The sequence below is a fragment of the uncultured Faecalicoccus sp. genome (genome assembly GCF_944325745.1).
In the GTDB taxonomy this organism is placed as follows: Bacteria; Bacillota_I; Bacilli_A; order Erysipelotrichales; family Erysipelotrichaceae; genus Faecalicoccus.
Window position 1 is genome coordinate 1 of the sequence record NZ_CALVBG010000109.1, and the last position, 8,283, is coordinate 8,283.

The 8,283-nt window shown below is 42.5% G+C and carries 10 protein-coding genes and 1 other annotated feature; of the genes, 1 reads left to right on the forward strand and 9 read right to left on the reverse strand.

From position 1 onward, the window contains the following. From tuf to rpsL, 4 genes are all read right to left on the reverse strand, one after another. Positions 1 to 1,178, reverse strand: a 1,178-nt coding sequence (gene tuf / locus Q0J48_RS07390; RefSeq protein WP_296242832.1) for an elongation factor Tu, incomplete at its 3' end; no start/stop codon positions are given. 72 nt (positions 1,179 to 1,250) lie between these two features. Next, positions 1,251 to 3,347, reverse strand: coding sequence for an elongation factor G (gene fusA / locus Q0J48_RS07395; protein WP_296242833.1), 2,097 nt, complete (start codon positions 3,345 to 3,347; stop codon positions 1,251 to 1,253). A gap of 21 nt (positions 3,348 to 3,368) precedes the next feature. Next, positions 3,369 to 3,839 carry a 30S ribosomal protein S7 gene (rpsG, locus tag Q0J48_RS07400; protein WP_022789367.1) on the reverse strand — a complete coding sequence of 157 codons (471 nt, stop codon included), beginning with the start codon at positions 3,837 to 3,839 and terminating at the stop codon, positions 3,369 to 3,371. A 24-nt stretch (positions 3,840 to 3,863) separates the two neighbouring features. Next, positions 3,864 to 4,277, reverse strand: coding sequence for a 30S ribosomal protein S12 (gene rpsL / locus Q0J48_RS07405; protein ID WP_183374833.1), 414 nt, complete (start codon positions 4,275 to 4,277; stop codon positions 3,864 to 3,866). 216 nt (positions 4,278 to 4,493) lie between these two features. Between rpsL and Q0J48_RS07410 the strand changes: the two genes are divergently transcribed. Further along, entirely contained in the window at positions 4,494 to 5,300 is an 807-nt protein-coding gene (locus Q0J48_RS07410; protein WP_296242834.1) for an HAD family hydrolase, read from the forward strand. A 4-nt stretch (positions 5,301 to 5,304) separates the two neighbouring features. On the opposite strand, the gene Q0J48_RS07415 is transcribed toward Q0J48_RS07410, so the two are convergent. From Q0J48_RS07415 to rplK, 5 genes are all read right to left on the reverse strand, one after another. Continuing rightward, positions 5,305 to 5,931, reverse strand: coding sequence for an ABC transporter ATP-binding protein (locus Q0J48_RS07415; protein WP_296242835.1), 627 nt, complete (start codon positions 5,929 to 5,931; stop codon positions 5,305 to 5,307). A 59-nt stretch (positions 5,932 to 5,990) separates the two neighbouring features. Beyond that, a complete protein-coding gene (gene rplL, locus Q0J48_RS07420; protein ID WP_296242836.1) occupies positions 5,991 to 6,359 on the reverse strand; it encodes a 50S ribosomal protein L7/L12 in 369 nt (122 codons plus the stop codon). A 19-nt stretch (positions 6,360 to 6,378) separates the two neighbouring features. Continuing rightward, positions 6,379 to 6,963, reverse strand: a complete 585-nt coding sequence (gene rplJ / locus Q0J48_RS07425) for a 50S ribosomal protein L10 (protein WP_296242837.1) — start codon at positions 6,961 to 6,963, stop codon at positions 6,379 to 6,381. Between the two features lie 30 nt (positions 6,964 to 6,993). Beyond that, positions 6,994 to 7,127, reverse strand: a sequence feature (ribosomal protein L10 leader region). 29 nt (positions 7,128 to 7,156) lie between these two features. Further along, positions 7,157 to 7,843 (reverse strand): 50S ribosomal protein L1, encoded by a 687-nt coding sequence (rplA, locus tag Q0J48_RS07430; RefSeq protein WP_296242838.1) that lies wholly within the window; start codon positions 7,841 to 7,843, stop codon positions 7,157 to 7,159. A gap of 11 nt (positions 7,844 to 7,854) precedes the next feature. Then, a complete protein-coding gene (gene rplK, locus Q0J48_RS07435) occupies positions 7,855 to 8,271 on the reverse strand; it encodes a 50S ribosomal protein L11 (protein WP_183374819.1) in 417 nt (138 codons plus the stop codon). Positions 8,272 to 8,283: the final 12 nt, after the last annotated feature.

Genomic DNA, 8,283 nt, shown 5'->3' on the forward strand with positions numbered 1-8,283 from the left:
ATGATTTCAGTAACGTTTCCGGCACCTACAGTGTGTCCACCTTCACGAATAGAGAACTTAGTTCCGTTTTCGATAGCGATTGGGTGGATCAATTCTACTGACATTTCAACGTTGTCACCAGGCATTACCATATCAGTTCCTTCTGGAAGAGTGATAACACCAGTAACGTCAGTTGTACGGAAGTAGAACTGAGGACGGTAGTTAGAAACGAATGGAGTATGACGTCCACCTTCTTCTTTAGTCAGTACGTAAACCTGAGCTTTGAAAGTAGTGTGTGGATGTACACTTCCTGGTTTTGCTAAAACCTGTCCACGCTGAATTTCATCACGTGCGATACCACGAAGCAAAGCACCGATGTTGTCACCAGCCTGAGCAACGTCCAACTGTTTGTGGAACATTTCCAAACCAGTTAATACAGTCTTACGAGTGTCTTTGATACCAACGATTTCAACTTCGTCGTTCAAATGAGCCTGTCCACGTTCAACACGTCCTGTAGCAACTGTACCACGTCCAGAAATTGTCATAACGTCTTCCACAGCCATCAAGAATGGTTTGTCGATGTCACGTTCTGGATCTGGGATCCAGCTGTCAACAGCATCCATCAATTCGTTGATAGATTCAACGTATTTTGGATCGCCTTCAAGAGCTTTCAATGCAGAACCGCGGATAACTGGAGTGTTATCTCCGTCGAATCCGTATTCGTTAAGAAGTTCACGAACTTCCATTTCTACCAAGTCAACTAATTCATCATCGTCAACCATATCGCATTTGTTCAAGTAAACAACGATGTAAGGTACACCTACCTGACGAGCCAACAAGATGTGTTCACGAGTCTGAGGCATAGGTCCATCAGATGCAGCAACAACCAAGATTGCACCGTCCATCTGAGCAGCACCAGTGATCATGTTTTTAACATAGTCGGCGTGGCCCGGGCAGTCTACGTGAGCGTAGTGACGTCCTTCTGTTTCGTATTCAACGTGTGCTGTGTTGATCGTGATTCCACGTTCTTTTTCTTCAGGAGCACCGTCGATCTGGTCGTAAGCTGTAGCTTTAGCCTGACCTTTTTGAGCCAATACATTCGTAATGGCAGCTGTTAATGTTGTTTTTCCATGGTCAACGTGACCGATAGTACCAATATTAACATGGGTTTTACTTCTGTCAAATTTTTCCTTTGCCATTTTAGTTTCCTCCTAATTGAAATTTAAAAATTCATGCAAAATCATTGTACTTTAGAACTACTTGAAAAGCAACTAGTTTTCGCTTGAATTCTCTTTAATGATCTTTTCCGCAATACTCTTTGGAACTTCTGAATAATGATCAAATTTCATTGAGTAAGTTCCGCGTCCCTGTGTAAAGCTTCGCAGATCCGTAACGTATCCAAACATTTCTGATAATGGAACATTAGCACGAACGATAACGGCATTTCCTCGTTCTTCCTGTTCTGTGATCTGACCACGACGGCTGGAAACATCTCCCATGACGCTTCCTAAGTATTCCGCTGGAGCTGTTACTTCAACGAACATGATCGGTTCCAAGATCACTGGACTACATTTCTTAGCAGCTTCACGCAATGCCATGCTGGCTGCGATCTTGTATGCCATTTCACTGGAATCGACATCATGGTAAGAACCATCGAACAATGTTGCTTTGATATCGATTACTGGATATCCTGCAACCATACCGTTGTTCAAAGCGTCTTTCAAACCTTCTTCAGTTGGTTTGATATATTCTCTTGGAACGGTACCGCCGACAATGGCATCCACAAATTCGAATCCTTTTCCTTCGTTTGGCTCGAATTTGATCCATACGTGACCATACTGTCCACGACCACCAGACTGACGGATGTATTTACCTTCACAGTCTGCTGTACCACGGATCGTTTCACGGTAAGCAACTTGTGGTTTACCAATGTTGGCTTCTACTTTAAATTCACGACGTAAACGGTCAACGATGATATCCAGGTGAAGTTCACCTACACCGGCGATGATCGTCTGGCCTGTTTCTTCGTTTGTATATGTTTTGAAAGTTGGGTCTTCTTCAGCCAATTTGCTCAAAGCCAATCCCATTTTATCCTGGTCAGCTTTTGTTTTTGGTTCCAAAGACAATTCGATCACTGGTTCCGGGAATTCCATCGATTCCAAAATGATCGGATGTTTTTCATCACAAAGAGTATCTCCCGTCGTAGTGACTTTCAGACCTACAGCAGCAGCGATATCTCCTGCCCAAACCTGATCGATCTCTTTACGATGGTTGGCGTGCATCTGTACGATACGACCAAAACGTTCCTTCTTATCCTTTGTAGAGTTCAATACATAGCTTCCTGCAGTAGCTGTACCAGAGTACACACGGAAGAAGCTCAATTTACCTACAAATGGGTCCGTTGCGATCTTGAAGGCCAAAGCGGAGAATGGTTCATCATCGCTAGGATGACGGGCATCTTCTTCTCCATCCAAAGTGGTACCTTTGATAGCCGGTACATCTAATGGACTTGGCAAGTAATCAACAACTGCATCCAATACTTGTTGAACACCTTTGTTCTTGTATGCAGATCCACACAATACTGGGAAGAAATCACCAGCACATACGGCGATACGCAATACACGTTTGATTTCACTGATTTCTGGTTCTTCACCTTCCAAGACCATCATCATGAAATCTTCATCGTAATCAGCCAAATACTCTAATAATTTGGCACGATATTCTTCAACAAGATCCTGGCTTTCTTCAGGGATCTCTACTTCGGTAATAATACGTCCATAGTCTCCGCTGAATGTATAAGCTTTACGTTCGATGATATCGATGATTCCTTCAAAATCACTTTCAGCACCAATCGGCAACTGAATCGGGCAAGATTTTGCCCCTAAACGATCGATGATCGTGTTGCATGACATGATGAAGTCAGCCCCTGTCGCATCCATTTTGTTAACGAATACGATACGTGGTACTCCATAAGTCGTAGCTTGACGCCAAACCGTTTCTGTCTGTGGTTCAACACCGGCTTTGGCATCCAATACCGTTACGGCACCATCCAATACACGCAAAGAACGTTCAACTTCAACTGTGAAGTCTACGTGACCTGGTGTATCGATGATATTGATACGGCATTCATGACCCGTGCCATCTAATTTTTTCCAATGACAAGTAGTGGCTGCAGAAGTGATCGTGATACCACGTTCCTGCTCCTGTTCCATCCAGTCCATTGTACTGGCACCTTCATGAGTTTCACCGATCTTGTGGTTAACACCCGAATAATAAAGGATACGTTCAGTTGTAGTCGTTTTTCCGGCATCGATGTGCGCCATGATACCGATATTACGAGTATCTTCTAGACTATATTCTCTAGGCATATAACTAAACTATCTCCTTTCTTACCAGCGGTAGTGAGCAAAGGCTTTATTTGCTTCCGCCATCTTATGAGTGTCTTCACGTTTTTTAACACTGGCACCTGTTCCGTTCGATGCATCGATGATCTCTGCAGCTAAACGTTGTTCCATTGTCTTTTCATTTCTTAAACGTGCATAGTTAACGATCCAACGAAGACCTAATGTCAAACGACGTTCGTCACTAACTTCTACTGGCACCTGGTAGTTGGCACCACCTACTCGTCTAACCTTCAGCTCTAACTGAGGCATAACGTTTTCCAATGCTTGTTCGAAAACTTCCATTGGCTGTTTTCCTGTTTTTACTTCAACGATTTCAAACGCGTTGTACAAAATAGTTTGTGCAACCCCTCTTTTTCCATCAATCATGATTTTATTGATCAAACGAGTGACCAACTTAGAGTTATACATAGGGTCGACTAATACATCACGTTTGGCAATGTGTCCTTTTCTAGGCATTTAAATTCCTCCTTTCACGATTGATTACTTTTTCGGTTTTTTCGTTCCATACAGTGAACGAGATTGTTTACGGTCATTTACACCGGCGCAGTCTAATGTACCACGGATAATGTGGTAACGAACACCTGGTAAGTCTTTGACACGTCCACCACGAATCAATACAACACTGTGTTCCTGCAAGTTGTGTCCGATTCCTGGGATGTAAGCTGTAACTTCCATTCCGTTGCTCAAACGAACACGCGCATATTTACGAAGTGCTGAGTTTGGTTTCTTTGGTGTCATGGTTCCGACACGGGTGCAGACTCCACGTTTCTGTGGGCTGGACAAGTTTGTCGGTCTAGACTTCAGTGAGTTGTACCCACGGTTCAAAGCTGGTGACTTTGAGACGTTCTGACTGGCCTTACGACCTTTACGAATCAACTGGTTGATTGTAGGCATAAGTACCCTCCTTTCAAAATCTTTTTAACACACGTTTCCGGGTGTGTCTTTTTCATCCGTTTAATATAGGATTCTTTCGAATCCCAACTTTACGCATGCACGATTAAATTACACTTTTTCAAAAAGAAAGTCAAACACTTTTTGAAAAAAATCGTTTTTCATCCCCATCCTCATCATTTTCGATTATAATAGTACCGTATAAAGCGAGGAAATTTTATGAAACATAAAATCATTTTTTTAGATATGGATGGCACTTTATATCAAACCGAAAATGATATTATCCAAGACAGCGCCTTGGATGCCATCGATCTTTTGCGCGATAAGGGTTATAAAGTCTGTGCCGCCACAGGCAGGCCGCTGAATCAAATGAAACTGATCTTGGAACGTGTGCGCTTCGATGCGTATGTTCTTATCAATGGCGGATATATCTTAGATAAGGAATTCAATGAAATCGGCGCTTACCCAATCGATAAGAAAACCGTCGAAGATCTCGTCAACTTATGCAAAGAAAAACAATTTGGACTGATGTTCCATTTCGGGGACGCTACTTATATTTATAATGATTTCTATCCAATGTATGATTTCTGTAAATACTGCAATGTTTTAGATTCTTTGTTCTATGACGTCACTCAGACCTTCCATAAACGTCATCGTGTTTTTAATGCCGTTATCATGACCAAAGATAAAACAAGCTTAGATGAATTCTTAAAAGCCCACCCGAACTTGCGGTCCGATTTGATCAACGTGAAGACCGACGGCTTCTGTTTTGATATCTTCAATGCCGATAATGACAAATCCAAAGGCGTTGAAATGGTCTTAGATCAATTTGATATGACTTGGAAAGATGCAATCTGCATCGGAGACAGCACCAATGATATCGGCATGCTTCAAAAAGCAGACATCGGAGTTGCGATGGGAAGCGCAACCGATTATGTCAAAAGCTTTGCCGACTGGTCTACGACCAGCACATATGACAACGGAATCTTCAACGCAGTTGCCAAGATCTTAAAGGAAGAGGAATGATCATTCACTCCTCTTCCTTTTTTAATTCAATAAAATGATTGCCGACTTGCTGGACCTCTTCCAAATCGTGGGTTACATACAATAAAGTAAACCCTTTTTGTTCCTGTAAAGAAAGAAGGATCTGGATCAGATCGGCTTTTGTCCTTTGATCCAGAGAATTCAATCCTTCATCGATCAAAAGAAGATCCGGATCTTTCATCAAAGCTCTTGCCAGAGATACACGCTGCTTCTGTCCTCCCGAAAGGGTAGAAACTTTTTGCGAAAGAATGGATTCCACTCCCACCCGTCTAGCGTTCTTGATCACCATTGCCTTCAGTTCTTCTTTGGACGTCGTTCTTAGATCGATCCCATATGCGATATTATCGTAAACACTGATTCTTTCCAAAAGTTTATCGTCTTGAAATACAAAGGAGATCTTAGAGAGTCCATCCCGATCGATTGTCCCTTGTGTGCAGTCTTCCAATCCCGCAATGATTCGCAATAAAGTCGTCTTCCCGCATCCGCTGGGGCCCAAAAGTACAGTTCGTTTCCCTTTGGGGATCGAAAGGTTCAAATGATCTAACGCTTTGACTCCATTAGGATAAATCTTTGTAACATCTTTTATTTCCAACATAGCTGTATTGTAGCACATACAAAAAAAACGTCTCAAGGATGTTCCTCAAGACGTTTATGTGAATTTGTGAAATTAAATTACTTAACTTCAACAGTAGCACCAGCAGCAACCAATTTTTCTTTGATCTGGTCAGCTTCTTCTGGGCTAACGTTTTCTTTGATGGCAGCTGGAGCACCATCTACTAATTTCTTAGCATCTACCAATCCTAAACCAGTGATTTCACGTACAGCTTTGATGACAGCAACTTTTGTTCCACCAACATCTGTCAAAGTAACTGTTACTTCACTTGGTCCTGTAGGAGCTGCTTCTTCAGCAGCTGGAGCTGCAACAGCAGCTGCGGCTACGACACCGAATTTTTCTTCGATAGCACTTACTAAATCATTCAGTTCTAAAATTGTAGCTTCTTCTAAGTATGCAAGAATATCTTCTTGAGTTAATTTAGCCATTTTTCTTTTCCTCCTATTGTTATTCTGCAGCTGCTTCTTCCACAGCTGGTTCTTCTGCTGCTTCTACAGCAGGTGCTTCTTCTTTTGTTTCTACTTCTTTCACTGCAAATGTACCGTTTTCTTTTGCTTCGGCCACAGCTTTGACCGTCATAGCAAACTTGATCAATGGTGCATTCAAGCAAGAAGCGAACTTAGCCAACATACCTTCTTTGTTTGGTAAGGCAGACAGCTTTTTGATCGTATCGGCATCTACCGTTTCACCGTCTACGATTCCTGTCTTCAAGACAAGAGCGTTGTGGTCTTTCGCAAATTTTGCCAAGACACGAGCAGGAGCCACAGGGTCTTTCCCAAATGCCAAGGCGTTTGGTCCAACCAATCCTCCAGCGAAATCGTCATAACCCAGTTTTTCAGATGCACGACGTGCAATTGCGTTTTTGTAAACTTTGAATTCTACTTCTTCAGCACGTAGATTTCTACGCAATTCATTGATTTCGGCAACCGTCAAACCGCGGTACTCAACCATTACGATAGAGCTGGCTTCCTTCATCTTGTCAGCTAAGGCGTTAACGTTGGCTTCCTTTTGTGCAAGGATCGTTTGATTCATTCGTTCCACCTCTTTCTAACTATTGTAACAATATCCAAAAGAAAACCCGTATCATCAAAGACACGGGTCAATGGAATGCATTCAAAAAATCTCTTAGCATCAACCCTCGGTAACAAATTAAGCCTCGCGGCAGTTACTGTCTTTGGAATATTGATAACAATCTAAATTTTACTGATTCTGGCTATTTTGTCAATTATCTTTCGATAGTAACACGGATGCCAGGGCCCATCGTTGTGGAAAGAACAAGATTCTTCATGTAGTTTCCTTTTACTGTTGCCGGACGAGCTTTGGCGATCGTACTGAAGATCGCACGGAAGTTTTCTACCAATTTGTCATCTTCGAAACTCAATTTCCCGATCATGACATTGATATTTCCTTCTTTGTCTACACGGTAAGTGACTTTCCCTTTTTTAACTTCATCAACGGCTTTCGCAACATCCATCGTTACTGTACCTGTCTTAGGGTTAGGCATCAAACCTTTTGGACCTAAGATACGTCCTAAGCGTCCTAACTGTCCCATCATATCTGGTGTGGCGATCAATACATCGAAATCCATCCAGCCTTTCTGGATCTTTTCAATGATGTCGGCTCCGCCTACGAAATCAGCACCAGCTTCCTGAGCTTCCTTTTCTTTTTCGCCCTGTGCTACAACACAAACTTTTTGTGTTTTTCCAGTACCGTTAGGCAGTACCATAGCACCACGGATCTGCTGATCCGCATGACGAGGGTCTACATTTAAGCGGAAATTAACTTCTACACTAGCGTCAAATCCACATTTACCTGTCTGTTTTGCCAAAGCGATCGCTTCTTCAATAGAATACGTTTTAGAACGATCTACCAATTTGCTTGCTTCAGCATATCTTTTACTTACTTTTGCCATTGATAGTCCTCCTATTCAAATCCTTCGATCTTGATACCCATGTTGCGAGCCGTTCCTGCTACGATACGCATAGCAGCTTCTACATCGTTCGCATTTAAATCTGGCATCTTGTATTCTGCGATCTCTTTTAACTGATCTACTGTGATCGTTCCAGCTACCTGTTTCTGGTCACCGCTGGCTTTCTGAATGTTTGCGGCTTTTTTCAACATTACGGCAGCAGGGGTCGTTTTCAATACGAAATCAAAACTCTTGTCTTCATACGCAGTGATCACAACTGGTACAAGGTCCCCTTTACGGTCTTTTGTTGCATCGTTGAATGCTGTACAGAACTGTGGCATGTTGATACCGGCACTTGCCAGAGCCGGACCTGGTTTAGCTCCGCCAGCAGGGAATTGCAACTTACAAACCTTAGCAACTTTTTTGCTCATAAGACAATACCT

Excerpts from the sequence above, each read along its gene's own strand:
- rplA (WP_296242838.1), bottom strand. The coding sequence starts at position 7,843 with ATGGCAAAAGTAAGTAAAAGATATGCTGAAGCAAGCAAATTGGTAGAT.
- fusA (WP_296242833.1), bottom strand. The coding sequence starts at position 3,347 with ATGCCTAGAGAATATAGTCTAGAAGATACTCGTAATATCGGTATCATG.
- Q0J48_RS07415 (WP_296242835.1), bottom strand. The coding sequence starts at position 5,931 with ATGTGCTACAATACAGCTATGTTGGAAATAAAAGATGTTACAAAGATT.
- rplL (WP_296242836.1), bottom strand. The coding sequence starts at position 6,359 with ATGGCTAAATTAACTCAAGAAGATATTCTTGCATACTTAGAAGAAGCT.
- rplJ (WP_296242837.1), bottom strand. The coding sequence starts at position 6,963 with ATGAATCAAACGATCCTTGCACAAAAGGAAGCCAACGTTAACGCCTTA.
- rpsL (WP_183374833.1), bottom strand. The coding sequence starts at position 4,277 with ATGCCTACAATCAACCAGTTGATTCGTAAAGGTCGTAAGGCCAGTCAG.
- rplK (WP_183374819.1), bottom strand. The coding sequence starts at position 8,271 with ATGAGCAAAAAAGTTGCTAAGGTTTGTAAGTTGCAATTCCCTGCTGGC.
- Q0J48_RS07410 (WP_296242834.1), top strand. The coding sequence starts at position 4,494 with ATGAAACATAAAATCATTTTTTTAGATATGGATGGCACTTTATATCAA.
- rpsG (WP_022789367.1), bottom strand. The coding sequence starts at position 3,839 with ATGCCTAGAAAAGGACACATTGCCAAACGTGATGTATTAGTCGACCCT.